A 24,699-nucleotide genomic window follows, 5' to 3' on the forward strand; every position below is an offset into this window, starting at 1 on the left:
CGGGCCGCGCTCCCGCGGTTCTCGCGGGTCCCCGCCGCAATTGCTCCACCGTCTCCTCCGCCTCGCTCGACGCACCGCGCCGGGTCTCGTCCCCCGAGCCCCTCGCCCATTGCCTTCACGGTGCTACCCCCGCCGCCGCGAGTTTCACTCTTCGCATCCCCGTGGTGACCTGCTGTGTCTAGACTCGGCAGGAGTCTGTGCTCCAGGCCCGCGGGGCCGCCGACGCCGCATGATCGGCGCCCGGTGTGGCACCTGGTCCTCATGCACACCTCGCGAGTCCGGTGCGGCGAGCCCGTCACCACGGTGTTCACCTGGCTGGTGCGGCCGGGGAAGGAGGACGTCTTCGAGGAGTGGACCCGGGGCGTGACGCGCAGCGCCTCCCGGTTCCCCGGCAACGAGGGCGTCGCCTGGCTGCGGCCCGAGGAGGGGCACCGTTTCCACGCGGTGCTGCGCTTCTCCGACCCGGGGCGGCTGGGCGCCTGGCTGACCTCCGACGAACGGGCGCGCTGGCACGCGCGCATCGACGGCGTCGCCACGGAGGTGAGCAGTGAACGGCAGTCCACCACCGGCATGGAGACCTGGTTCGATCTGCCGGGTACGACCGGACAGGCCCCGCCGCGCTGGAAGATGGCGCTGACGACGTTCCTGGGCGCCTACCCGTTCACCCTGCTCGTGCAGTGGCTCGTGGCCCCGCACACCGCCGGCTGGCCGCTGCCGTTGCGCGCGGCGGTGTTCCCCATGGTCCTGCTGCCGACGCTGACGTTCGCGGTCATGCCGTTCCTGAGCAGGGTGCTGCGGCGGTGGCTGTATCCGTCGCCCTCGTCCGGGCGATGAGGCGCACCGGCCCGCGCGACCGCCGCCGTCCCCGCCTCCCCCACATCACTCGCACAGTTCACCCACAGGGACATGTCGAATCTCCGCGTCGTCCACCTAAGATTCCCCCTGGTTCCCCCGTTTTACGACAACTCTCTGGCGCATCATGCGTCCTGGGAAACCACTCGGCGTACACCAGCGTCGAACGTTGCGTGAGCAACCGCTGTCCCGGCGGTCCGACGGCACGGAAGATGGGGACCCGTGGAGCTGGAATTCCGACTGCTCGGCCCGGTCGAGGCGTGGCATGCGGGGAGACCTCTGCGGCTGGGCGGCCCCAAGCCGCGCGCGCTGCTGGCCGTGCTGCTGCTGCGGGCCGGCCAGGTGGTGCCCGCGGACGTGCTGGTGGACGCCGTCTGGGGCGAGGATCCCCCGGACACCGCGCGGGCGCTGGTGCAGACGTATGTGTCGGCGCTGCGGCGGGCGTTGCCCGACGAGGCCGCGGACGCGATCGAGACCCGGCCGCCCGGGTATCTGATGCGGCCGGGGGTCGGGCGGGTCGACCTGGTGGAGTTCGAGGCGCTGACGGCAGAAGGCCGGCTGGCCGCCGCCGGGGGTGATCACGAGGGCGCCGCGCTGCTGCTGCGGTCCGCGGCGGCACTGTGGCGCGGTCCCGCGCTCGGCGGCGTCGGTGACGCGCTGAGGAGTGAGGCCGGGCGGCTGGAGGAGGCCCGGCAGGCGGCACTGGAGGAACGAATCGCCGCCGAGCTGGAGGCCGGGGGCCACGAGGCGGAACTGGTCACCGAGCTGACCGCGTTGGTGGGGGCGCATCCGACACGGGAGCGGCTGCGCGGGCAGCTGATGCTGGGGCTGTACCGGCTGGGCCGGCAGGCGGACGCGCTCGCCGTCTACGCACAGGCGCGTGCGGTCCTCGCCGAGGAGCTGGGGCTGGACCCCGGCCCGGAACTGACCGGGCTGTACGAGGCGATCCTGCGGGCCGATCCGGAGCTGCTGGCAGCCGGCACCACCGCCGCGCGGGGTGCCGCCGTTCCCCGGACCGTGTCCCTCCTGCCGCCCGCCATCGGCGACTTCACGGGGCGTGAGGAGGAACTGGCGGGGGTCGTCGGGGGACTGTCCGGGGAGCGGGAGGCGATGCCCGTCGTGGTGGTGTCGGGGGCCGCCGGGGTCGGGAAGTCGGCGCTCGCCGTGCAGGCCGCGCACCGGGTGGCGGGCGAGTATCCCGACGGGCAGCTCTACGCCGAACTCCACGGATTCAGTGAGCCCGTACCGCCCGCCGAGGTGCTGGGCCGGCTGCTGCGTGCCCTCGGCGCCGATCCGCCGGAGGACACCGCCGAGCGCGGCGACCTGTTCCGCAGTCTCGTCGCCGGGCGGCGGATCCTGCTGGTGCTGGACGACGCGAACGGTGAGGCACAGGTCCGGCCGCTGCTGCCGGGCAGCGCGACCTGTGGGGTGCTGGTCACCTCACGGGCCCGGCTCGGCGGCCTGATCGGGGCCCGGCGCACCGACCTCGACGTGCTGGACGACGTGCGCGGCCTGGAGTTGCTGACCCGGGTGACCGGCCCGGAACGCACCCCGGACGAGCCCCGGGAGGAGGCCGCCGCCCGGCGCATCGTCGAGCTGTGCGGCGGGCTGCCGCTGGCACTGCGGATCGCGGGCGCCCGGCTGGCGACCCGCCGGCACTGGACGCCCAGCGTGCTCGCCGCGCGCCTCGCCGACGAACACCGCCGGCTCGACGAGCTCGCGGTCGGCGACCTGGCGGTACGGGCCAGCCTGGGCCTCAGTTACCAGGCGCTGGACGAGTGCGCGCGCCGGGTGCTGCGGCGCATCGCCACGCTGGGCTCGGCCGATGTCGCCGTGTGGACGGTGGCCGCGCTCGCCGACACCTCGGAGGACGAGGCGGAGGAGATCCTGGAGCGGCTCCTCGACGCCCAGTTGATCGACTGCCCCGGCACCGACCAGATCGGGCAGCCCCGCTACCGTCTCCACGACCTGGTGCGCGTCTACGCCGCCGAGCGCGCCGAGACGGAGGATCCGCCCGGGGACCGCACGGCGGCGGTGGGCCGGGCACTGTCCGCCGGCCTGTGGCTGATGGACCGGGTGACGCAGGCGGCGCCTTCAGGCGCGGTGGTCCTCAGGCAGAGCTTCGCCCTCGAGGAGCGCGGGGAACTGCGCGAACCACCGCACTCGACCGGCGGCCGCGACCCCTCGAACCGCCCCTGCCCCGTGGGCGCCCGAACCACTCGCCTCGCTCTTGCGGACCCCTTCTCCTGGTTCGACACGGAAGCCGACGCCCTCACCTCGGCGGTCGAGCGGGCGGCAGCCCTCGGCCTGCACACCCTCGCCTGTGAGGCGGCTGCGGCCCTGTGCTCCTCCTCCTTCGCCATCAAGAACCGGTTCGACGCCTGGTGGCGCAGCCACGACGCGGCGCTGGCCGCGGCCCGCCGCGCCGAGGACCGCTCGGGCGAGGCCCTGCTGATCATCGGCCTCGGACAGCTGCGGTACGAGCAGGACCGGATCGCGGAGGCCCAGGAGTACTTCCGCACCGCCGAGCGGATCTGCACCGAACTCGGCCACGTCCGGGGCCGTTCCGCCGCGCTCGCCGGACTCGGCAGCGCCTGCCGTGAGGTCGGGGAACTCCGAGAGGCGGAACGCGCGTTGACCGACGCGGCCGACGGTTTCCGGCGGGTCGGCGACGACACCGGGGTCGGGGTGGCCTGCCGGTACGGCGGTTCCGTACGGCTCGAACTCGGCGACCAGGAAGGGGCGTTCCCGCTGCTCGACGAGTCGCTCCGGGCGTACCGGCGGCTCGGCAGCCGGCGCGGCGAGGCGCTGGCGCTGCGCACGCTCAGCCTGGTGCACCGCTCGCTCGGCGCGTACGAGGAGGCCGCGCGCGTGGCCGAACAGGCGCTGCGGATCCTGCGCGCCCTCGGCGACCCGCACATGGCGGCGTACGCCCTGCGGGCCCGCGCCAAGGCACGGCTGCGGCTGGGCCACACCCGTGAGGCGGAGACGGAGCTGTGGGAGATCCTCGATGTCTGCCGGGTCCACGAGGACCGGTTCGGCGAGGCGCTGACGCTGCGCACCCTGGGAGAGTGCGCCTTCGCCGAGGGCCGGGCGGCGGACGCCGACCGGCTGCTGACCGCCTCGGCCGCCCTCTGGGACGTCCTCGCCCTGCCCCTCCCCCGCGCCCGCGCCCTGCGTAATCTGTCCGCCGTACGCGCCGCCCTCGGTGACCCGGAGGGCGCCGCCGCGCTGCGCGCCGAGGCCATGGCGGTCTTCGAGGCGTGCGAGGCCCGGGAGCGGTACGAACCGTGGCCGGGGGCTACGGCGTAGCCCGGCGGGCAGGTCACGGCAGGGAGACGCCGGGGACGCCGGCTGCTTCGGCGCGGCTTGAACTCGCTTGCGGCCGACTTGCAGAGAACTTCCAGCGGGGCCCGGCATCCTCGTGGTTCTCGGGGGAACAACGGATCGGCCGGGCGACCACCGCCCGGCCGGTCGGCCCACCGGAACGCACAGGGGACGGACCGGCGGGAACATGAACACAGTGGGATCAGAACGGCAGAACGGACGGGGGGCACCGCCGTCGCCAGGCCACAGACCACCACTCAAGGGGGGAAGCCCCCGGGGAGGGACATCAGGGGATCAGGTCCCTCCCCGGGGCGCGGCCTCGCCCCCCGCATCACATCTCCGGTACGAGCCCCAGGAAGCACTCGGGACTCGTGGACCCTGTGGAAGACGACGCATGCCTTCGATCATCCTCATGAGCGACCCCGAGGTCGCCCGTGTCCCCGTCCGGGACTGCGGTGAGCCCCTCGTCGATCTGAGGGAGCTGCCCTTCGTGATGGTCGACCGGCGCCAGGCCGACGCCGAGGGTGCGTTCGCGCACCTGCGGGAGGGTGTGGCCTGGCGGCTGGCCAGGGCCGCCAGGCTGCTGCCGGACGGGCTGCGACTGCTGGTGACCGAGGGGTACCGGCCGCTGTCCCTGCAGATCGAGTACTTCGAGGCGTACGCGGCCGAGTTGCGGCTCGCCAACCCGGACTGGCCCACGGAGTACCTGCGCGAGCAGACCAGCCGTTCCCTCTCCCCGCCGGAGATCGGGCCGCACGTCGCGGGCGCGGCCGTCGATCTGACGCTGTGCACCGCCACCGGGGAGGAGCTCGACATGGGCACCCGGGTCGACGCGAGTCCCGAGGAGAGCGACGACGCCTGCTACACCGACGCGCCGCACATCTCCGACGCGGCCCGTGGCAACCGCCGCATCCTCTCGGCGGCGCTCACCACGGCAGGCCTGGTCAACTACCCCACCGAGTGGTGGCACTGGTCGTACGGCGACCGCTACTGGGCGCTGATGACCGGGGCACCCCACGCGCTCTACGGGCCGGCCGAGTTCGGCGGCCCGTAGCCGGGAGGGTCCGGGGACCTGGGGGCCCAGGACCCTCTCCCGCCCCCGCCGTCCCTACCCGTCCCATCCCCGAGGGCTGTACCACGAACCCCTGTTGCCGCCTCGGCGGCAAACCCCGTAGCGGGGGTTCCCGGGCAGCACCCTGCGGATGGGGCGGGCAGGGACGGCGGGGGCCTCGTCGTGCGCGGAGCGGCCCGCCGCGCGGGGGCCCTGCCGGTCAGCGCCCGAAGCGTCGTACGTAGCGCCGCTGCCACGGGGTCTCCACCGCGTGCCGGTCGTAGTGCCGGCGCACATACGCGACGGCCTCCTCGGGCGGTACGCCGTCCAGGACCGCCAGGCAGGCCAGCGCGGTACCGGTCCGGCCCCGGCCGCCGCCGCAGGCGAGCTCGACGCGCTCACCGGCCGCCCGTTCCCAGGCGTCCCGGAACACCCCCGCCGCCTCCGCCCGGTCGGCGGGCAGCCGGAAGTCGGGCCACCTCAACCAGCGTGTCCTCCAGGGGACCTCGGGCGGCTCCTTGCCGAGCAGATACACCGCGTACGTCGGCACCGGACCGCCGGGCAGCGGATGTCTGAGCCCCCGCCCGCGCACCAGCCGCCCGGAGGGCAGCCGCAGCACACCGGCGGCACCCGGGTCCCAGGGCTCGGTCCCGGGGGAACCGGTCCGCGGGGCGGGCCCGGAACGGTCGGTGGCGGTGCCGTCGACGGCGGTGCGGTCCCTGTCCGTCTGCTGGTTCGGGTCGGTCACCCCGTCAGCGTAGGACTACGTGTCGCGGCTCGCCGCCCGCTCCGCGGAACCCGTCGCCGCGCGCGCCTCGACGCCGCGGAAGTGCTCGGACATCGCCCGTTGGGCGCCCTCGACGTCGCGGGCGCGCAGGGCGGCGACGATGTCGCGGTGGCGGCGGACGGTCACCTCCGGGGCGGGGTCGTCGGTCCAGCCGCGGGCCCCGGCGACGCGCAGGAAGACCGTCCAGAAGGCGCCGAGCAGCTGGGGGACGAGCGCGTTGCCGAGGGAGGCGTAGAGGAGTTCGTGGAAGGCGCGGTCGAGTTCGGCGACGGGCTCGCCCGCCCGGCCGGCCGCCTCCATCCGGTCGACGACGGCCGCGAGGGCGTCCAGCTCCGCCTCGGTGAGCGTGCCCGCGACCCGGCGTACGAGGCCCTCCTCCAGCACCTCGCGGATCTGGAGGATCTCCGCGAGCGCCGCGGTGTCACCGTCGGGCCGGGCGAGCGTGCGGAAGGTCAGGCCGTCGACGAGGGGTGTCAGGGACGCCTCGCCGACATAGGTGCCGTAGCCGTGCCGGATGTCGACTATGTCGAGGGCCTGGAGCGCCTTGAGGGCCTCGCGGACGGAGTTGCGGCTGACACCGAGGTCCTCCATCAGCTCCGCCTCGGTGGGCAGCGGCGCCCCGGCCCGCAGTTTCCGGTCGAGGATCAGCTGCATCACCTCGCGCTGGACCTGGCCGCTCACCCGCCGCTCGGGCCTGCGCCGGCCGCCGCTCTCCTGGGACATGCGCCGCATCGTACGCTCGCCGGACCTCCGACGAGCCACCTCCGGACGGGAAGGGGGCGCGGCAGCCGGGAGAACGCCGGATGAACAACAGGCGGTCACCCCGGCGAACTCCCTGCCAACGGCCCCTCAACCCCCGTGCGGCACAACGACTTTGCCCCGCCATTGGTCGAACCTCTGGCAAGTACGCCATTCGTGTGCGATCCCTTGACCGCCCTCGGCGGCGCTCCTAAGGTCACGCTGCCCCCTGTAGGACGTAGGACGTCGTACCTCCGTCATCGAGCCCCCCACCGCTTCGCTCCCTCGCCGCCTCTGTGGAGGAACCGTGCGCGATGTGACCCATGACGCCCCGGCACCGGCCCGACGATCGTTCCTGAAGCACTCCGGCGCGCTGGGCGCGGCCGTGGCCCTCTCCCCCGCGCTGGCCGCCTGTTCGGCCGGGCCGGAGTCCACGAACGACACCGGCGGGGGCGGCGGGCGCAACGGCACCCTGACCGCCGTCATCGGCTACGGCAACGACGGCAGCTGGGACCCGACCCAGACGGCGTCCGCGTTCTGCATGGCCGCCAACCACCACATCTACGAGGGGCTCCTCGACACCGACCCCATCTCCCGCGAGCCGTACGCGGCGCTCGCCACGGCCGTGCCGGGCGACCTGGGCGGCACGTCATGGAAGTTCGAGCTGCGGGCCGGCGCCACGTTCCACGACGGCAGGCCGGTCACCGCCGACGACGTGGTCTTCGTCTACGAGCGGATCCTGGACCCCGGCACCCAGACCCTCGCCAAGGGGTTCTTCGCCAGCTGGCTGAAGGAGGTCCGCAAGATCGACGCGCGGAACGTCGAGCTGGTCCTCAAGTTCCCCTTCCCCGACGGCATCTCCCGGCTGACCCTGGCCAAGATCATGCCGAAGCACGTCTTCTCCCGGCCGGGCGCCTGGGAGGAGGCCATCAAGGGCAAGGCGATCGGGTCGGGGCCGTACCGGCAGACCGCCCACCACCCGAAGTCCAACACGACGTTCGAGGCGTACGCCGACTACAACGGGCCGCGTCCGGCCGCGTTCAAGAAGATGAACTGGCTGACCATCGTGGACGCGGCGCCCCGGGTCGCGAAGATCTCCGGGGCGAGCGCGGGCGCGCAGATCGCCGACAACATCCCGTACGCCAACATCGGGCAGCTGGAGAAGGGCGGGATGACCGTCCAGGGCGGCTCCGGCATGAACAACCTCTTCCTGATGTTCAACACCCGGCACAAGCCCTTCGACGACGTCCGCGTACGGCAGGCCCTGCACTACGCCATCGACCGCGACAAGATGATCGAGGTCGCCCTCAAGGGGCACGGCAAACCGGCGAGTTCCTTCCTCAACGAGGAGAATCCCAGCTACCGGCCGGCGAAAACGGTGTACGGGTACGACCCCGAGAAGGCGAAGGCGCTGCTGGCCGAGGCGGGCGTACGCGGGCTCAGGATCGACCTCCTCGCGGTCAACGTGAGCTGGATCGTCGACTGTCTGCCGACCATCAAGGCGTCCTGGGACGCGATCGGGGTCGAGACGACGCTCTCGCCGCAGGAGACCACCGCCGTGTTCACGAAGATGGACCAGAAGCAGGACTACCAGGTCGTGGCCGCCGCCTCGAACCCGAACCAGTTCGGCCTGGACGCCGATCTGATCATGCGTTACAACTACGGGCCGCAGAACCTGTGGATGCAGTACGCGCGATGGGCCGACGACGCCGTGGCCAAGAAGCTCTTCAAGGACATGGACCGGGCCACACGGGAGCCGGACGCCGACCGGAAGAAGGCGATGGTCCAGGACTGCGTCGACGTCGTCGCCGAACAGGCCGTGCTCTATCCGGTGGTGCACAACGAGCTGATGACGGCATGGGATCCGAAGCGGCTGTCGGGGATAAGGGCACAGCCCTATCCGGGGATCAACCTGCTCCAGGCCAAGTGGGCCTAGCGTGATCGCTGTCCTGCGCATCCTGCTCCGGCGGATCGCCCTGCTGGTCCCGCTCCTGCTCGGGATCGTGCTGTTCGTCTTCGTCGTCATGCGGTTCTCGGACGTCGACCCGGCGTCCGCGTTCTTCCAGGGCGCCAATCCGACGCCGGAGCAACTGCACGAGTTCCGCGAGGAGAACGGACTCCTCGACCCGCTGCCCGTGCGCTACGCGGGCTTCGTCGGGGATCTGCTGCACGGCGACATGGGCACCAGCGCGCTCACCCGGGCCCCGGTGGTCGAGCAGGTCACCACCGCCCTTCCGCTCACCCTCCAGCTGACCTTCCTGGGGCTGGGGATCGCGGTGGTGCTGGCGCTGCTCGGCGGGGTCGCGGCGGCCATCCACCGGGACCGGCTGCCGGACCAGATCATCCGGGTCGTGTCGCTGACCGGGGTCGCCGCGCCCGGCTTCTGGCTGGCGCTGCTGATGATCCAGTACCTGGCCGTGGACCTGGGGTGGTTCCCGACCGGCGGTTACGTCAACCCGGCCGACTCCGTCACCGGGTGGCTGCGGACGATGACGCTGCCCGCGTTCGCCCTGTCGCTGCCGGTGGCCGCGCAGCTCACCCGGATCGTACGGACGGCCGTGGTGGAGGAGCTGGACAAGGACTACGTGCGGACGGCGATCGGGAGCGGCCTGCCGCCGCGGGTCGTCGTGGGCCGCAACGTCCTGCGCAACGCGCTGATCAACCCGCTCACGGTGCTCGGGCTGCGCGTCGGCTATCTGCTGGGCGGCGCGGTCGTCATCGAGACGATCTTCTCGCTGCCCGGCATGGGCAAGCTGATGATCGACGCCGTGAAGAACGGCGACCCGGCTGTCGTCCAGGGCGTCGTCCTGACCACGGCCGCGGGCTTCGTCGTCGTCAACCTCGTCATCGACGTCCTCCACCTGCTGGTGAACCCGCGACTGAGGGATGCGAGCTGATGCGCTGATGTTCGGCCTGCTGGTGACCACGCGCAAACGCCTGACGGACGCCCTGTCCCGGCCCGGCGTCCGGCTCCGCTCCTGGCGCGGGCTGCCGGTCCTCTCCCGGGTGGCCGTGTGCTTCCTCGCGGTCGTGGTCCTGACCGCCCTGCTCGCCCCGCTGCTCGCCCCGCACGACCCGCTCGACCAGCAGAGCCTCGCCGGCGGCACGGGCGCGCCCTCCGCCGAGCACTGGATGGGCCAGGACAGTCTCGGCCGGGACATCCTCAGCCGGCTGATGTACGGCGCCCGCTGGTCGCTGGCGATCGGGCTCGGGGCCACCGCGCTGGCCCTGGTCGTGGGGGCGTTCGTCGGGGCGGTGGCCGCGACCTCCCGCAAGGCGGTCGACGAGACGCTGATGCGCTGTCTCGACGTCGTCATGGCGTTCCCCGGCATCGCGCTCGCCGCCGTGCTCGTCGCGGTCTTCGGCGGCGGCATCGAGGTGCTGATCTGCGCGATCGCCTTCCTGTTCACCCCGCCGGTGGCCCGGGTCGTACGGGCCAATGTCCTCGACCAGTACGGCGAGGACTACGTGACCGCCGAACGGGTCATCGGGGCCCGCACCCGGCACATCGTGATCCGGCACGTGGCCGTCAACTGTGCCGCGCCGGTGCTGGTGTTCTGCACGGTGCAGGTCGCCGAGGCCATCGTCTTCGAGGCGTCCCTGTCCTTCATCGGCGCGGGCGTACGCCCGCCGGACCCGTCGTGGGGCAGCGTCATCGCCGACGGCAAGAACATGGTGCTCACGGGCGGCTGGTGGGCGACCGTCTTCCCGGGTCTGCTGATGCTGGTCACCGTGCTGTCGCTCAACATCCTCTCCGAGGGCGTCTCCGACGCGTGGGCGGCGCCGGCGGGGCGGGACGCGGAACGCCCGGCGGGGGACGGAAGTCCCGAGCCGGACCGTCCGGCGGCCCCCGGGGCCGGCCCCGGGGACTCGGAGGAGCACCACCTGGAGGCCGCCGTGGAGGAGGAGCTGCCGGGGCTGGCCGAGGCGGCACGGCGGCTGCGGGCGCGGGCGCGGCCCCTGCCCACCGGGCGGCCGGTACTGGCCGTGGAGGACCTGGCGGTCGGCTTCGAGCAGCGGCACCGGGGCGTGGACATCGTCGACGGGATCAGCTTCGAGGTCCGGGCCGGTGAGGTCCTGGGCCTGGTCGGCGAGTCGGGGTGCGGCAAGTCGCTGACCGCGCTGACCGTGATGGGGCTGGAGCCGAAGGGGGCACGGGTGCGCGGCCGGGTCCGGTTCGGTGAGCGCCAGTTGGTGGGCGAGCCGATGCGGGTGCGGCGCCGGCTGCTCGGCCATGAGATGGCGATGGTCTACCAGGACGCCCTGTCGTCGCTGAACCCGGCGATGACGATCCGCGCCCAGCTGAAGCAGGTCGTCCGGCGGGGCGGCGGGCGCACCCCGGCCGAACTCCTGGAGATGGTCGGCCTCGACCCGGGGCGCACCCTCCGCAGCTACCCGCACGAACTCTCCGGCGGCCAGCGCCAGCGCGTGCTGATCGCCATCGCCCTGTCCCGCGGCCCGAAGCTGATCGTGGCCGACGAGCCGACCACGGCCCTGGACGTGACGGTCCAGGCGCAGGTCATCGAGCTGCTGCTGCGGCTGCGCGAGGACCTGGGCTTCGCCCTCGTCCTCGTGTCGCACGATCTCGCGCTGGTCGCGGACGTCACGGACCGGGTGGTCGTGATGTACGGCGGTCAGATCGTCGAGACGGGGGTGACGGCGGACCTCGTGGAGTCACCGGCCCATCCCTACACACGCGGACTGCTGGGCAGCGTCCTGTCGCTGGAGTCGGGGGCGGAGCGGATGACGCAGATCAGGGGGGTCGTCCCCTCCCCCGCCGACTTCCCGGCGGGCTGCCGCTTCGCCGACCGCTGCCTCCGCGCGAGCGAGGCCTGCCGTACGACCGCCCCGGCCCTGCTGGGCCCCGGCACCCACACGGTGGCGTGCCACCACCCGGTGGTGGACCTGACCGCGGCGGAGAACGAGGTGACCCGGTGAGCAGCGCACTCGTACAGGTCTCCGACGCCCATGTCGTCCACAGGACGCGCGGCGGCGGCCTCTTCACCCGGGACCGGGTGTACGCCCTGACCGGCGCCGATCTGGCGATCGCCCCCGGCGAGACGGTCGGCGTGGTGGGCGAGTCGGGGTGCGGTAAGTCGACGCTGGCGCGGCTGCTGGTGGGGGTGCAGCGGCCGACGGCCGGGACGGTCTCCTTCCGGGGGCGGGACCTGTGGTCCATGACGCCGGCCGAGCGCCGGGTGACCGTGGGTGGGGGCAGCGGCATGATCTTCCAGGATCCGTCCACGGCCCTGAACCGCCGGCTGACCGTCCGCCGGATCCTCCGCGACCCGCTCGATGTGCACGGGCGCGGCACGCCCGGCGAACGCGAGGAGCGCGTGGAGGAGTTGATGGCGCTGGTCGGTCTGCCCGCCGTGCTGGCCGACGGGCTGCCGGGCCGGCTGTCGGGCGGGCAGCGCCAGCGGGTCGCGATCGCCCGCGCGCTCGCCCTCGACCCCGATCTCGTCGTGGCGGACGAACCGACGAGCGCGCTGGACGTGTCGGTGCGCGCGCAGATCCTGAACCTCCTGCTCGACCTGAAGGAGCGGCTCGGACTGGCGCTGGTCTTCGTGTCGCACGACATCCAGACGGTGCGGCGGATGAGCGACCGGGTGATCACCATGTATCTGGGGCGGATCGTTGAGGAGTCGCCGGCCGACGCCGTCACCGGCCGTTCGCGGCACCCGTACACGCGTGCGCTGTTCTCGGCGACGCCGGGGCTGCTGGATCCGATCGACCCGATCCCGCTGGTCGGTCCGGTGCCGTCGGCCACGCGGCCGCCGAGCGGCTGCCCGTTCCGTACCCGCTGCTGGAGGGCGGACGAGGTGTGCGCGGAGGTGATGCCGGGTTTCACGGCCGCGTCGGCCCCCGGACACCGCTTCCGCTGCCACCATCCTGTGGAGGAGACGGAGTCGACACGGGACCTGGTCGCCGAGGCCGCGTCCCGGCCGGCGTCCGTGTCCCCGGCCACCGCCATGGCCGGACAGGAGCGCGCCGTACCAGATACCTAGGGAGCAGCCATGACCGTCCCCGCCCCGCTGACCGGTGTCATCCCGCCCGTCTGCACCCCCCTGACACCGGACCGCGAGGTGGACGTCCCCTCACTCGTCCGCCTGGTCGACCATCTCGTGGCGGGCGGTGTGGACGCACTGTTCGTGCTGGGGTCGTCGTCGGAGGCGGCGTTCCTGACGGACGCGCAGCGGCGGACGGTGGTGGAGACGGTGGTCGGGCACATCGGTGGTCAGCTCCCCGTGCTGGCCGGGGCGATCGACATGACGACGCCCCGCGTCCTCGACCACGTGCGGGCCGTGACGGCGGCGGGCGCGGAGGCCGTCGTGGCGACCGCGCCCTTCTACGCGGGCACCCACCCGGCGGAGATCTCCCGCCACTACCGCCTGCTCGCCTCCGGCTCCCCGGTTCCCGTCCTCGCGTACGACATCCCGGCCGCCGTCCACACCAAGCTGCCCGCCGAGGTGGTGCTGGAGCTGGCGGCCGACGGGGTCATCGCCGGGCTGAAGGACTCCAGCGGGGATCTGGCCGGGTTCCGCACGGTCGTCACGGGCGCCCGCGACGACGCCCGCGTCGTCGGCTTCGCCGTGCTCACCGGTTCCGAGCTGCTCGTCGACTCGGCGCTCGCCATGGGCGCGGACGGCGCGGTCCCCGGCCTGGCCAACGTCGACCCCGCCGGCTACGTGCGCCTCCACCGTCTGTACCGGGCGGGCGACCGGGACCGGGCGCGCGCCGAACAGGAGCGGCTGTGCGCGCTCTTCGGCATGGTCCACGCCGGCGACCCGCACCGCATGGGCCCCAGCTCCTCGGCTCTGGGCGCCTTCAAGGCGGCCCTGCACCTGCGCGGCGTCATCGCCTGTCCGGCCACGGCCAAGCCCCAGGTGCCGCTGTCGGACGACGAGGTCGCGAGGGTGGGCAAGTTCCTTGCGGCGGCGGGACTGCTGTAGGGGGCCGCTGACAGTCGCGCAGTGTCGCCGCCGGCCCCGACGGCGACCCGGGGGCGTGAAAGTCCGGTGCGGCACCGTGGGTGCAGTGCGGACGTGCCACGGGCGGCACCGGGGGCGGGCTGCTCCCCGGGGAGTACCGGGCGTGCTGCCAGGGGACCAGCCCGGCCGTGGGTGCGCCGGGTGGCGACGGCTCAGCCCTTCCGCTGGTCGAGGACCAGCCGGACCCCCTTCGGCCGCATGGTCATCCGCAGCAGTGGCTCGGGGCGGGCGCCCGGCTGCCGCCGGATGCGCCATCGGCGCAGGAGCACCGCGAGGGCCACCTGCGCCTCGGCGAACCCGAAGTTGTCGCCGATGCACCGGCGGGGACCCGCTCCGAAGGGGATGAACGCCTCGCGCTGCCGGCGCCCGACCCTCCCCTCGTCCCAGCGGCCGGGGTCGAACCGGTCCGGCTCGGTGAAGACGTCCGGGTCGCGGTGGAGGGTGTAGGGGCTGAACAGGACTCCCGCCCCGGCGGGCAGCGGGTGGCCGCCCAGTTCGGTGTCGACGAGGGTGACGCGGCTGAGGAGCCAGACGGGAGGGTGCAGCCGCAGTGACTCGTTCAGCACCTGCCTCAGGTGGGTCAGCCGGGGTAAATCCTGGTAGGTGACGGGCCGGTCGCCGAGCACCTCGCCGAGTTCGGCCTCCACCCGCTCGTACTCCCGGGGGTGCTCGCTCAGCAGGTGCAGGGTCCAGGCCAGCAGGGACGCGACGGTCTCGGTGCCGGCGATGAAGAAGGTGATGACCTGGTCGTAGACGTCCCGTTCGGTGCCGGTGTGCGGGTGGCCCGGCGGTACCAGCGCCGACACCAGGTCGCCGTGGTCGGCGGTGTCCCTCAGCCGCCGGCGGACCATCGCGCCGACGGCGGAGCGGGTCTCGCGGGCGGCACGCGCGTAGCGCACGTTCTCGGCGGTGGGCAGGAGGTGGCTGCCCGGCACCGTCATGCGGTGCGCAAGGGCGGAGAGCATCAGCGGCGCGTTGCGCTGGACGACTTCGACGGTGTGCCGGTCGCCGGGGGCGAGGAACAGGGTGCGGGCCAGGACGGCGACGGCGAAGCGCTTCATCTCCGTGTACGCGTCGATCACCAGGCCCGGTCGCCACTGCGCGGAGAGTTCGTCCGCGCAGTCGCGGAACCGCTCGGTGTGGTGGGCGACCTGTCGCCGGGTGAAGACGGGGCGCAGCCGGGCGCGCATCGGGCGGTGGGGTTCGGCGGTGGCGGTGGAGAGCCCGTCGCCCACGATGCGGGCGGCCTGGTCGAAGAAGGGGCCGCCCTTGTCGAACTCCATGCCGTCGCCGGCGACCTGCATCCGCTGGACGAGTTCGGGGGTGTGGACGACGTACGCGGTCGCGCGCCCCAGTCTTATGCGGACGACGGGCCCGAGCGCGCGTATCTCCTCCAGGAAGCCGAGACGGTCGCGCGCCAGCCGTCCCGCGTGGCCTATGAGCGGAAGGGCTCCCGCGGCGACGGGAACCGTGTCGACTTTGGGCACCGGGACCTCCAGTACGGGGAGCGACGTACCTCAACTCTCCGTTGCCGTCACCGGTCCCATCAAGCGCATGGGGATGTGGGTGCACAGCGCATGAAGCATCTGCGCGATCGAAAAATGCGCATGGGTGAACGGAATCGCCCACTCCCTGATCGTTCACGCCCCAGTACGGAGTGCGCCCCTGGGCTGGATTCCCAGGTGGGCGTCAGGACGGTGTCCGGGCCGCCGCCAGCAGCCGTTCCACCTCGTCCCCGCCGATGGTGAGCGCCGCCCCGACCGTGGAGAGGACGTCCCGCTCGGCGGGTGTGTAGGGCCCGTCCGCCAGGGCGATCCGGGCGCCCTGGAGGAGGATCGCCTCCCGGCCCGCGGGGGCGAGGTGGGGGGCGAGCGGGTCGAGGGCCTCGTGGAGCTCTATGGACAGCCCGGCCGCACCGCAGGGTTCCCCGAAGAGGCGGCCCGTGTCGGCGGCCAGGGCCTCGACGAGGGCGTCGAGCTGTTCCTCGGTGCAGTCGTCGAAGCCGGCGGAGCGCACGGCGCCGGCGGCGACGCTCAGGGACGTACGGGTGCGGGTACCGCCGGCCGCGAGGACGGCCAGCGCGACGGTGTGGACGGCGTCGCGGAGCATCGCCGAGAGGCGGACGGTGGTGGGGTGGTCGAGGACCTCCGTGCCGTAGTGGTGGCGGCAGGCCGCACACTCCACGACCGGGCCGGTCTCGCCGCGCGGCAGCACGGGGACGCCGAGGAGGGTGAAGCGGCGGCGTCCGGTGAGGCGCTGGTAGTTGCGGTCGCCTCCGCAGCCGGGGCAGAAGAACTCGCCGTCTCCGACGCCGGTCCACGCGATCCGGGTGCCCAGGAGGCGCGAGAGCCGCGCGGCACCTCCGGTCGGACCACCGCGTCCGGCCGGTCCGCCGCGCGAGAGTTCGGCGGCACGGCCGATTGGTCCCCGTCCTGGCAGCACGTCGCACCTCCGTAACTCCACGGCAACGTCGCCGCGCTTGCGTGATGTTAGCCACATCGGCAAGGCGGAGTCAGTACTCCGGACGATGCCTTCCCGTGACCTCCACAGGGTTTGGCCGGTAAACGACGGGCCCCGTCCGCCGGAATTCGGCGAACGGGGCCTGCAAACCACCGGTGAGGCTGGTCAGCGCGTCGCGCGGTTGACGGCCGAGACGACGGCCTTCAGGGAGGCTCGCGTCGTGTTCGCGTCGATTCCGATGCCCCACATGACCTTGCCGTCGATGGCGACCTCGATGTAAGAGGCGGCCTGCGCGGAGGCGCCCTCGCTCATCGTGTGCTCCTGGTAGTCCAGCAGCCTGGCGTCGACGCCGATGCCCTGCAGCGCGTCGAAGAACGCGGAGATCGGGCCGTTGCCGGTGCCGACCAGGGTGGTCTGCGCGCCGTCGACCTCGGCCTCCACGGTCAGCGTGTCCACACCGTCCTTGTCGGTGGTCGACTGGTTGTTGCGGACCTGGATGCGGCCCCAGGGGTTGTCCGGGTTCGGCAGGTACTCGTCCTGGAAGACCGCCCAGATGTCGGCGCCGGTGACCTCGCCGCCCTCGGCGTCCGTCTTCGCCTGAATGATCTTGGAGAACTCGATCTGCATCCTGCGCGGCAGGTCCAGCTTGTGGTCGTTCTTCAGGACGTACGCGATACCGCCCTTGCCGGACTGCGAGTTGACGCGGATGACGGCCTCGTAGGAGCGGCCGACGTCCTTGGGGTCGATCGGCAGGTAGGGGACCGCCCACTCGATGTCGTCGACGGTGACGCCCTTGGCGGCCGCGTCGGCCTCCATCGCGTCGAAGCCCTTCTTGATGGCGTCCTGGTGGGAGCCGGAGAAGGACGTGTAGACCAGGTCGCCCACGTACGGGTGGCGCGGGTGGACCTCCATCTGGTTGCAGTACTCCCACACGCGGCGGATCTCGTCGATGTCGGAGAAGTCGATCTGCGGGTCGACACCCTGGGAGAACAGGTTCATGCCCAGGGTGACCAGGTCGACGTTGCCGGTGCGCTCGCCCTGCCCGAACAGACAGCCCTCGACGCGGTCGGCGCCGGCCATCAGCGCCAGCTCGGCGGCGGCGACGGCCGTACCGCGGTCGTTGTGCGGGTGGATCGACAGGCAGACGTGCTCGCGGCGGGACAGGTTGCGGCCCATCCACTCGAAGCGGTCCGCGTGCGTGGACGGCGTCGAACGCTCCACGGTGGCGGGCAGGTTGAGGATGATCTCGCGGCCCGGTCCGGGCTGCCACACATCCATGACCGCCTCGCAGACCTCCAGCGCGAAGTCCAGCTCGGTGTCGGTGAAGATCTCGGGGCTGTACTGGTAGCCAAACGTCGTACCAGCAGTCTCGGGGCCCAGCAGCTTCTCGGCGTACTCCATGACCAGCCGCGTGCCGTCGACGGCGATCTGCTTGATGTCGTCCTTGGAGCCGCGGAACACCACGCGGCGGAAGACGGGGGCGGTGGCGTTGTACAGGTGCACGGTGGCCCGCTTGGCGCCCTTCAGCGACTCCACGGTCCGCTCGATCAGGTCCTCACGGGCCTGGGTCAGTACGGAGATCGTGACGTCGTCCGGGATGGCGCCCGGCTCCTCGATGATCGACCGTACGAAGTCGAAGTCGGTCTGCCCCGACGCCGGGAAGCCGACCTCGATCTCCTTGTAGCCCATCTTGACCAGTTGGTCGAACATCCGGCGCTTGCGCTCGGGCGACATCGGGTCGATCAGGGACTGGTTGCCGTCGCGCAGGTCGGTGGAGAGCCAGCGGGGGGCGACGGTGATCCGGTTGTCCGGCCAGGTGCGGTCGGGGATGTCGACCTGCTCGTACTGCCCGTACTTGTGGATCGGCATGGACGTGGGCTGCTGGCGGTTCGCCATGATGCGTGGGCTCCTCGATGGTCCGAAAGGACGGCCGACAACGCAACGCCAGAGCACCGCGGGGAGGGGGTCGGCCTCGACTACAGGCCCTCGCCGCGGCAGCTAAGGAGAAGCAGCCCGAAACGCATGATGCGGAGCAGCGTAGCCGAGTCTCTTCTGTCGCGCGGGGTCGTATCAGTATGCGGGACCAAGGAAGCAACCGGGACAAAAGGTGCGCAAGGCCACACCGGTCCACCATGAAGCGGCGTGCGGGGGCTGCGCGACCAGCCACACCGACCCACAGGCCGACCGACACCCTCCGTAACACGACGATGACGAAACGCAACCCATACGGCCATATTTCACCAATCAAGGTTGCCCCTAGTGACACACCCCTAACGGAGTGCGATCGTGCGAAACATGACGACCAACGGGGGCCAAGAGCCCGTCTTCTGCACAGTCGTACCGCCCCACGTCCTCGACAAGCTCGCCCAGGCCGAGGACTCCGCGCTCTCCGGCGCGGCCCGCCGCACCCTGGAGCGCGACGCGCTCGAACGCACCCGCCGCCGGCTGACCACGGTCATCGGCGCCCCGGCCATCGCCGCGCCCGCGGACGCCGAGGCCGGCAAGCCCCACCGCACCATCCACGACGCCGAGCACGGCACGGACCTCCCCGGCCGCAAGGTGCGCGGCGAGGGCGACGAGCCCGGCGGGGACGCCACGGTCAACCGCGCCTACGCGGGCCTGGGGGCGACGTTCGAGCTGCTGCTCAAGGCGTACGGACACGACTCGATCGACGGCAACGGGCTGCCGCTGGACGCGACCGTGCACTACGACCGCGACTACAACAACGCCTTCTGGAACGGCGAGCAGATGGTGTTCGGCGACGGTGACGGTGAGATCTTCCTCGACTTCACCATCCCGGTCGACGTCATCGGCCACGAACTCAGCCACGGCCTGACGCAGTACTCGGCGAACCTGACGTACTTCGGCCAGCCGGGCGCCCTCAACGAGTCCATGTCGGACGTCTTCGGTGCCCTGATCAAGCAGTACACGCTGGGCCAGACCGCCGCCGAGGCGGACTGGCTGATCGGGGCGGGCCTGCTCGCCCCGCGCGTCACGGGGGTCGCACTGCGCTCGATGAAGGCCCCCGGCACGGCGTACGACGACGACGTCCTCGGCAAGGACCCGCAGCCGGCGACGATGGACGGCTACGTCCGCACGGGCCGCGACAACGGCGGCGTGCACATCAACTCCGGGATCCCCGACCACGCGTTCTACCTGGCGGCCACCGCGCTCGGCGGCTATGCCTGGGAGCGGGCCGGGCAGATCTGGTACGACGTCCTGACCGGCGGCGAACTCAAGCAGCAGGCGCTGTTCGTGGACTTCGCGACGCTGACGGTGAAGGCCACGAAGGAGCGGTACGGGCAGGGCGACGAACTGACGGCCGTGCTGAAGGCCTGGGAGCAGGTGGGCGTGCGCACGCTGTAGTTCCGTACTAGACATGACCCATGCGGATTGAGGTGCGGCGCACGGGTGGTTTCGCGGGCATCGAGCGGCACGCGGTGGTGGACACCGCCGGGCGGCCCGATGCCCGGGACTGGCGCGCTCTGGCCGAGGGCGCACTCGCCGACGGCCGGGGCGCGGCTGGGCCGGGAGTGCCGGACGGGTTCTCGTACGAGATCACGGTCGACGGGCGGACCGTCCACTGCGCGGACCCCGGGCTGACGGAGGCGCAGCGGGAGCTGATCAGAAGGGTGCTCAAGGAAGGGGCATGAGTCCCTCACCCCTTTGATACCGGGCGGTAACAGGGCATTGTCTCTGGGCCGTTGACTTCCGTTACCCGTGGTACGGATGATCCGCGCATGGCGACGAACCCGATCCCCCAGTTCCCGGCCGGCTTCCTGTGGGGCGTCTCGACCTCCGCGCACCAGATCGAGGGTGCAGCGGACCAGCGCGAGCCCTCCGTGTGGGATGCCTTCACGGCCGAGGAGGGCCGCATCAAGGACGGCTCGAACGCGGCGGTGGCCTGCGACCACTTCCACCGCTACCCGCAGGACGTGGCCCTCCTGCGCGAGCTGGGCGTGGACGCGTACCGCTTCTCGGTGTCCTGGCCCCGGGTGAACTCACCCGGCGGACTCGACTTCTACGACCGGCTGGTGGACGAGCTGGCCGGTGCGGGCGTACGGCCGGTGCCGACCCTCTTCCACTGGGACCTGCCGCTGTCGCTGCAGGAGGCGGGCGGCTGGCTGAACCGGGAGACCGCCGAGCGGTTCGCCGAGTACGTCGCCGTCGTCGCCGCCCGCCTCGGTGACCGGGTCACCAAGTGGATCACCCTCAACGAGCCCGCCGAGCACACCCTGCTGGGCCACGCGCTGGGCACCCACGCGCCGGGCAAGCAGCTGATGTTCGACGCCCTCCCCGCCGCCCACCACCAGCTGCTGGGCCACGGTCTGGCCGTACGGGCGCTGCGCGCGGCCGGGGCCTCGGACATCGGCATCGCCAACTCGCACGGACCGACGTGGGCCGCGTCCGGGGAACAGCAGGACGTGGAGGCGGCAGCCTTCTACGACCTGCTGCTGAACCGGCTGTTCGCGGAACCGGTACTGCTCGGCGAGTACCCGGACGGCATCGGCGAGCTGATGCCCGGCGACGACGTGTCGGCGGACCTGAAGGTGATCGCCGAACCGATCGACTGGTACGGGATCAACTACTACGCGCCGACCCGGGTGGGCGCCCCCGAGGGCACGGACATCGAGTTCGGCGGCGTGACGATCCCCGCCGAACTTCCCTTCACCGTGAAGGAGATCGAGGGTGTTCCGACGACGGACTTCGGCTGGCCGGTCGTGCCGTCGGGCCTGACGGACCTCCTCACCGGCTTCCGGGAGCGCTACGGCGACCGGCTGCCGCCCGTGGTCATCACCGAGAACGGCTGCTCGTACGAGGGAGTCGACGACCAGGAGCGCATCGCCTACCTCGACGGCCATGTCCGGGCATTGCACCGGGCCGTGGAGGCGGGCGTCGACGTCCGCGGGTACTTCGTGTGGTCGCTGCTCGACAACTTCGAGTGGGCGGAGGGATACGCCCGCCGGTTCGGACTCGTGCACGTCGACTACGAGACGCTTGAGCGCACGCCCAAGGCGTCGTACGGGTGGTACCGGGACCTGCTCAGAGCGCAGCGCCGGGCATGACGACGACACAGCCGGTCGACGCCCTCGCCGAACCCGTCGCACGGGTCGGCGCAGGCTGGACCGCCACGCTGGCCCTGGCCAACGCCGCCATCTGGGTGGGCTGGTACGGCCCGCTGCAGATCCTGCTGGCCTCCCAGGCGGAGGACTTCGCGCCGGGTGCCGGCATGTCGAAGGAGACGATGCTGGCCTGGGTGACGGGCGCCGGCGCGGTCGTCTCCCTGGTCGCCACACCGCTGTTCGGCGCGCTGTCGGACCGTACGACGTCCCGCCGGGGACGCCGTACCCCATGGATCGTGGCGGGCTCGGCGGGCGGAGCGGTGGCGTTGCTGCTCCTCGCGGGCGCGGGCGGGCTGTGGACGCTGGCGGCCGGCTGGTGTCTGGTCCAGCTGACGCTCAACGCGTCCTGGGCGGCGGTCACCGCGGCGGTGCCGGACCGGGTGCCGCGGCTCCAACGCGGCTCGGTGGGCGGCTGGTTGGGTGCCGCTCAGATCCTGGGCGTGGTCGCCGGCACAGGGCTGGCGACACTGGGCGGGGGTGTGGGCACGGGGTACGCGGCGTGCGCGGTGTTCACGCTGGCGGGCGTGTTGCCGTACGTGCTGGGCCACCCCGACCCGCGGCTGCCGGTGACGGACCGGCCGGTGTGGTCGTGGCGGGGCTTCCTCGCCGGTTTCTGGCTGAGTCCGCGCCGGCACCCGGACTTCGCCTGGGCGTGGCTGACGCGTTTCCTGGTGAACCTGAGCAACAGCATCGGCCTGCTCTACCTGCTCTTCTACCTGCGGGACCGCGTCCGGTACCCCGACCCCGAGCAGGGGGTGCTGATCCTGACGGCGGTGAACGCGGCGACGCTGCTGGCGACGGTGGTGGTCGCCGGGGTGTGGTCGGACCGGGTGGGACGCCGCAAGCCGTTCGTGTACTGGTCGGGCATGCTGATGGCGGCCGCCACGGGGCTGATCGCGCTCTGGCCGACCTGGCCCGGCACGATCGTCGCCTCGGCGCTCCTCGGGCTCGGCTTCGGCGTGTTCGCCTCCGTCGACTTCGCCCTCATGACCGACGTCCTGCCCAGGGCCCGCGACCGGGGCAAGGACCTCGGTGTCATCAACATCGCCAACTCCCTTCCCCAGGTGGCCGCGCCGGTGCTCGCCGCGCCGATCGTGACGTACCTCGGCGGCTATCGGACGCTGTACCTCGTGGCGGCGGTGATCGGGCTGGCGGGGGCGGTGTTCGTGGGGCGGATCCGCGCAGTGGAGTAGATCACTCGGCGCACAGACGGCGCACAGGGAACTGATTCGCCGGTTCGGCCCTCTTCTGTGACGACCACCCCCGTCGCTGAAGGGACGCCCTGTGCCCACGCGTTCACCGAGATCCGCCCTCACCCGCCCCGCACGGCGTGCGATAGCCGTGCTCGCCGTCTCCGGCACCCTGCTCGCCGTACCGTCGCTCGCGGCACCCGTCGCCTTCGCGGACGGGGCACCGCCGACCGATCTGCGGGTGGACGCGAACCGGGACGGTCAGGTCGACCTCACCGGTACCACGGACACCGCCGGGGAGAACGGCTGGACCGTCGGCCGGGGCGCGCTGATGCTGCCCAACATCGACGACGACACCAAGCGCTGCCCCACCAAGGGTGCGGGCGGCAAGCCGCTGTCCGACGCCAAGCTGGCCGCCTGCAACGACGCCTCCGACACCAAGGTGAACGGCACGGCCGACGCCGCCGACCTGGCGCGGATCCGGTCCGTGCCGATGAGGAGCCTGCCGGCCGGCGCGCAGGGCACCGTGAAGGTGACCGCCGGCGCCGACAAGGCCCGGGTGTTCGTCAAGCGGGCCGACACATGGGTGCCCGTCACCGCGAAGACCCGGCTGACCCGCGCCGAGCTGCGCGCGGGCGTGGAGTTCGGCGTCGAGGCGCGGGACGTCATCCGGGACACCGCCAAGTGGGACGGCACCGCCCGGATCCGGCTGACCGTGAAGTCCTCCGCCGGCACCTCCTCCGACACGGTCACCCTCCGCGTGGCGCCGGTCCTCACCCACCACCACCTGCAGAACGCGCAGCAGATGCTGGTCACCAAGATCCCCGGCACCGACGACTACGCCAAGCTCAACCGCGCCTTCCGCGAGGGCCTGGCCAAGGAGGCGCGGGCCGCCGGCATCACCAAGCCGACGATCGAGTTCACCAAGTACCAGGACGTCTGGGCCCAGGACTTCGTGGAGCCCGGCTACGTCAGCATGACCGGCGCGGACGGCCAGCGGCAGGTCATGCGGGTGATGCTGCGCTCGGCGCAGATGGACCGCGAGGCGGGCCGGGAGCTCTTCGAGAAAATGCGCGGCCCGAACGTCGGTGCCGTGCAGGTGACCGGCGCCCGCCCGTCCGAGGAGTGGACGCTCAACTCCATGGGCAACGTGGAGACCATTCCGCCCTACGCCCACGGCGACCGTTCCTTCCCCGCGGGCCGGATCATCATGGGCCACCGCCCCGACGTCGGCTCCAAGCCGGCCAAGGTGATGCGGACGTTCCTGAAGTCGCAGGGCCTTCAGGACCCGCTGTTCCTGGACACCTCCTGGCTGCACGTGGGCCACGTCGACGAGTTCGTGCAGTTCCTGCCCGCCGACACCCCGCGCGGCTGGAAGCTCGCCATCGCCGACCCCGAGGCGGGTCTGCGGCTGCTGCGGGACGCCAAGAGCGCCGGTCACGGCTCCAAGCGGATGTTCTCGGTGCCGGGCGGTCCCCGGGAGACGATCAACCAGGCGCTCGCCTCCAAGACGCTGATCTCCGACAACAACCTCGCCACGCGCCGCATCGAGGCGAACCTCGCGATCCTCAAGCGCGAGACGGGCGTCACGGACGCCGAGGTGGTGCGCGTCCCGGCCCTGTTCACCCAGGGCCGGGAGCAGCGGGGCGAGTCGGGTGACGAGAAGCTGCGCCTCCCCCGGCTGAGCCGCCTCGGCGCGGGTGCCGAACTTCCCGAGGTGGCCCGCGAGCACGGCCAGCAGCGGGAGCTCGACCGGGCCACGCCGGGCAGCCCCGCCCCGTCGGCGGACGGCGCCGTCGGCAGCCCCGCGGCCCCGGCCCCGCCCGTCATGACCAGCGCCTACGTTCCCGGCGCCGTCAACGGCATCGTCCTCGGCCGCACCCACTACCTGGCGCCGCGCCAGTGGGGCCCCGTCATCGGCGGCAAGGACATCTTCACCGAGGCGGTGACGGCCGCGTACACCGCCGCCGGCATGCAGGTGTCGTACATCGACGACTGGGAGACGTACCACTTGGGCATGGGCGAGATCCACTGCGGTACGAACACCCTGCGCGACGCGTCGGCCGCCTGGTGGACGCGCTAGCTGTTCTGTCCCGGGAGGTTGTGGACGGTGACAGGGCTCACGGCTGACCGATCTTGAAATGGGTGAGGGCCTTCTGGCCTGGTGTGGATTGCGACA

18 protein-coding genes are annotated in these 24,699 nt (G+C 72.3%); 13 read left to right on the forward strand and 5 right to left on the reverse strand.

The window, feature by feature from the left end:
• Positions 1-261 precede the first annotated feature (261 nt).
• From ACZ43N_RS31495 to ACZ43N_RS31505, 3 genes are all read left to right on the forward strand, one after another.
• Positions 262-834, forward strand: a complete 573-nt coding sequence (locus tag ACZ43N_RS31495; RefSeq protein ID WP_468102448.1) for an antibiotic biosynthesis monooxygenase — start codon at positions 262-264, stop codon at positions 832-834.
• A gap of 240 nt (positions 835-1,074) precedes the next feature.
• The gene (locus ACZ43N_RS31500; RefSeq protein ID WP_468102449.1) at positions 1,075-4,164 is read left to right on the forward strand and encodes an AfsR/SARP family transcriptional regulator; all 3,090 of its coding nucleotides are present in this window, start codon (positions 1,075-1,077) and stop codon (positions 4,162-4,164) included.
• A gap of 409 nt (positions 4,165-4,573) precedes the next feature.
• Positions 4,574-5,233 carry a M15 family metallopeptidase gene (locus tag ACZ43N_RS31505; RefSeq protein ID WP_468102450.1) on the forward strand — a complete coding sequence of 220 codons (660 nt, stop codon included), beginning with the start codon at positions 4,574-4,576 and terminating at the stop codon, positions 5,231-5,233.
• Between the two features lie 217 nt (positions 5,234-5,450).
• Here the strand turns inward: ACZ43N_RS31505 and ACZ43N_RS31510 are convergent, their stop codons facing one another.
• Positions 5,451-5,849, reverse strand: coding sequence for a protein-tyrosine phosphatase family protein (locus ACZ43N_RS31510; protein WP_468102465.1), 399 nt, complete (start codon positions 5,847-5,849; stop codon positions 5,451-5,453).
• A 144-nt stretch (positions 5,850-5,993) separates the two neighbouring features.
• Entirely contained in the window at positions 5,994-6,749 is a 756-nt protein-coding gene (locus ACZ43N_RS31515; RefSeq protein ID WP_468102451.1) for a FadR/GntR family transcriptional regulator, read from the reverse strand.
• 313 nt (positions 6,750-7,062) lie between these two features.
• Here ACZ43N_RS31515 and ACZ43N_RS31520 point away from each other — a divergent pair, with 313 nt between their 5' ends.
• The 5 genes from ACZ43N_RS31520 to ACZ43N_RS31540 are packed head-to-tail and all read left to right on the forward strand — an operon-like array spanning position 7,063 to position 13,708.
• On the forward strand, positions 7,063-8,691 hold the full coding sequence (locus ACZ43N_RS31520) for an ABC transporter substrate-binding protein (RefSeq protein ID WP_468102452.1): 1,629 nt from the start codon (positions 7,063-7,065) through the stop codon (positions 8,689-8,691).
• A gap of 1 nt (position 8,692) precedes the next feature.
• Positions 8,693-9,652 carry an ABC transporter permease gene (locus ACZ43N_RS31525; protein ID WP_468102453.1) on the forward strand — a complete coding sequence of 320 codons (960 nt, stop codon included), beginning with the start codon at positions 8,693-8,695 and terminating at the stop codon, positions 9,650-9,652.
• Entirely contained in the window at positions 9,642-11,693 is a 2,052-nt protein-coding gene (locus ACZ43N_RS31530) for a dipeptide/oligopeptide/nickel ABC transporter permease/ATP-binding protein (RefSeq protein WP_468102454.1), read from the forward strand. The genes ACZ43N_RS31525 and ACZ43N_RS31530 overlap by 11 nt, the downstream gene beginning before the upstream one ends.
• On the forward strand, positions 11,690-12,763 hold the full coding sequence (locus ACZ43N_RS31535; RefSeq protein ID WP_468102455.1) for an oligopeptide/dipeptide ABC transporter ATP-binding protein: 1,074 nt from the start codon (positions 11,690-11,692) through the stop codon (positions 12,761-12,763). Before ACZ43N_RS31530 ends, ACZ43N_RS31535 begins: the two co-directional genes overlap by 4 nt.
• Positions 12,764-12,772: 9 nt before the next feature.
• Entirely contained in the window at positions 12,773-13,708 is a 936-nt protein-coding gene (locus ACZ43N_RS31540; protein ID WP_468102456.1) for a dihydrodipicolinate synthase family protein, read from the forward strand.
• A gap of 191 nt (positions 13,709-13,899) precedes the next feature.
• Here ACZ43N_RS31540 and ACZ43N_RS31545 read toward each other — a convergent pair whose 3' ends face one another.
• The 3 genes from ACZ43N_RS31545 to leuA form a co-directional block, all read right to left on the reverse strand.
• On the reverse strand, positions 13,900-15,234 hold the full coding sequence (locus tag ACZ43N_RS31545; RefSeq protein WP_468102457.1) for a cytochrome P450: 1,335 nt from the start codon (positions 15,232-15,234) through the stop codon (positions 13,900-13,902).
• A 202-nt stretch (positions 15,235-15,436) separates the two neighbouring features.
• Positions 15,437-16,189 (reverse strand): tellurite resistance TerB family protein, encoded by a 753-nt coding sequence (locus ACZ43N_RS31550; RefSeq protein ID WP_468102458.1) that lies wholly within the window; start codon positions 16,187-16,189, stop codon positions 15,437-15,439.
• A gap of 183 nt (positions 16,190-16,372) precedes the next feature.
• Positions 16,373-18,103: a 2-isopropylmalate synthase gene (leuA, locus tag ACZ43N_RS31555; protein ID WP_468102459.1), complete on the reverse strand. Its 1,731-nt coding sequence runs from the start codon at positions 18,101-18,103 to the stop codon at positions 16,373-16,375.
• 399 nt (positions 18,104-18,502) lie between these two features.
• Here leuA and ACZ43N_RS31560 point away from each other — a divergent pair, with 399 nt between their 5' ends.
• The 5 genes from ACZ43N_RS31560 (at position 18,503) to ACZ43N_RS31580 (ending at position 24,603) form a co-directional block, all read left to right on the forward strand.
• Positions 18,503-19,573, forward strand: a complete 1,071-nt coding sequence (locus ACZ43N_RS31560) for a M4 family metallopeptidase (RefSeq protein ID WP_468102460.1) — start codon at positions 18,503-18,505, stop codon at positions 19,571-19,573.
• Between the two features lie 20 nt (positions 19,574-19,593).
• Entirely contained in the window at positions 19,594-19,860 is a 267-nt protein-coding gene (locus ACZ43N_RS31565; protein WP_468102461.1) for a protealysin inhibitor emfourin, read from the forward strand.
• 87 nt (positions 19,861-19,947) lie between these two features.
• Entirely contained in the window at positions 19,948-21,273 is a 1,326-nt protein-coding gene (locus ACZ43N_RS31570) for a GH1 family beta-glucosidase (protein ID WP_468102462.1), read from the forward strand.
• On the forward strand, positions 21,270-22,523 hold the full coding sequence (locus ACZ43N_RS31575) for an MFS transporter (RefSeq protein WP_468102463.1): 1,254 nt from the start codon (positions 21,270-21,272) through the stop codon (positions 22,521-22,523). The genes ACZ43N_RS31570 and ACZ43N_RS31575 overlap by 4 nt, the downstream gene beginning before the upstream one ends.
• 148 nt (positions 22,524-22,671) lie before the next feature.
• Positions 22,672-24,603, forward strand: a complete 1,932-nt coding sequence (locus ACZ43N_RS31580; RefSeq protein ID WP_468102466.1) for a protein-arginine deiminase domain-containing protein — start codon at positions 22,672-22,674, stop codon at positions 24,601-24,603.
• Positions 24,604-24,699 lie beyond the last annotated feature (96 nt).

The organism is Streptomyces sp. NPDC030814 (assembly GCF_055572155.1).

What these genes read in the sequence shown, in the direction of transcription:
- ACZ43N_RS31505 (WP_468102450.1), top strand. Translation starts at nt 4,574, where the DNA reads ATGCCTTCGATCATCCTCATGAGCGACCCCGAGGTCGCCCGTGTCCCC.
- ACZ43N_RS31540 (WP_468102456.1), top strand. Translation starts at nt 12,773, where the DNA reads ATGACCGTCCCCGCCCCGCTGACCGGTGTCATCCCGCCCGTCTGCACC.
- leuA (WP_468102459.1), bottom strand. Translation starts at nt 18,103, where the DNA reads ATGGCGAACCGCCAGCAGCCCACGTCCATGCCGATCCACAAGTACGGG.
- ACZ43N_RS31515 (WP_468102451.1), bottom strand. Translation starts at nt 6,749, where the DNA reads ATGCGGCGCATGTCCCAGGAGAGCGGCGGCCGGCGCAGGCCCGAGCGG.
- ACZ43N_RS31575 (WP_468102463.1), top strand. Translation starts at nt 21,270, where the DNA reads ATGACGACGACACAGCCGGTCGACGCCCTCGCCGAACCCGTCGCACGG.
- ACZ43N_RS31565 (WP_468102461.1), top strand. Translation starts at nt 19,594, where the DNA reads ATGCGGATTGAGGTGCGGCGCACGGGTGGTTTCGCGGGCATCGAGCGG.
- ACZ43N_RS31570 (WP_468102462.1), top strand. Translation starts at nt 19,948, where the DNA reads ATGGCGACGAACCCGATCCCCCAGTTCCCGGCCGGCTTCCTGTGGGGC.
- ACZ43N_RS31560 (WP_468102460.1), top strand. Translation starts at nt 18,503, where the DNA reads ATGACGACCAACGGGGGCCAAGAGCCCGTCTTCTGCACAGTCGTACCG.
- ACZ43N_RS31495 (WP_468102448.1), top strand. Translation starts at nt 262, where the DNA reads ATGCACACCTCGCGAGTCCGGTGCGGCGAGCCCGTCACCACGGTGTTC.
- ACZ43N_RS31530 (WP_468102454.1), top strand. Translation starts at nt 9,642, where the DNA reads ATGCGAGCTGATGCGCTGATGTTCGGCCTGCTGGTGACCACGCGCAAA.